This is a genomic window from Anoxybacillus sp. LAT27 (assembly GCF_022030075.1).
Lineage (GTDB): Bacteria > Bacillota > Bacilli > Bacillales > Anoxybacillaceae > Anoxybacillus > Anoxybacillus kestanbolensis.
This window is the reverse complement of sequence record NZ_JAIWYK010000165.1, coordinates 1-274: the sequence shown is the minus strand read 5'-3', so window position 1 is coordinate 274 and position 274 is coordinate 1. Positions and strand designations below refer to the sequence as shown.

1 pseudogene is annotated in these 274 nt (G+C 62.4%); it reads right to left on the bottom strand.

Annotation, left to right across the window (positions count from 1 at the left end):
- Positions 1-234: pseudogene (locus LD028_RS18195) on the bottom strand (carbamoyl phosphate synthase small subunit); the annotation flags it as partial.
- Positions 235-274 lie beyond the last annotated feature (40 nt).

Sequence of the window (274 nt, the reverse complement as noted above, 5' to 3'; positions counted from 1 at the left end):
GGCTGAGATGTTCCACGGCACAACGGTCACGGCACAACCTCGCCTGCTCAGCTCCCGCAAGATGGAGTGCTTAAGACCGAAGTCGAAGAGCACCACACTGCGCCCGCCCAAGGGTGACGGGTAGGCGGTGCGGGTGGACACCTGGGCGATCTGGTCGGTAGGCAAGTGGATGTTTCGCAACTTCCCCAGCTCAGCGTCGAGATCAGCGTCAGGGGCCAGCAACACACCCTTCATGACTCCCGCGGTGCGCAACCGACGCACCAAAGCACGAGTA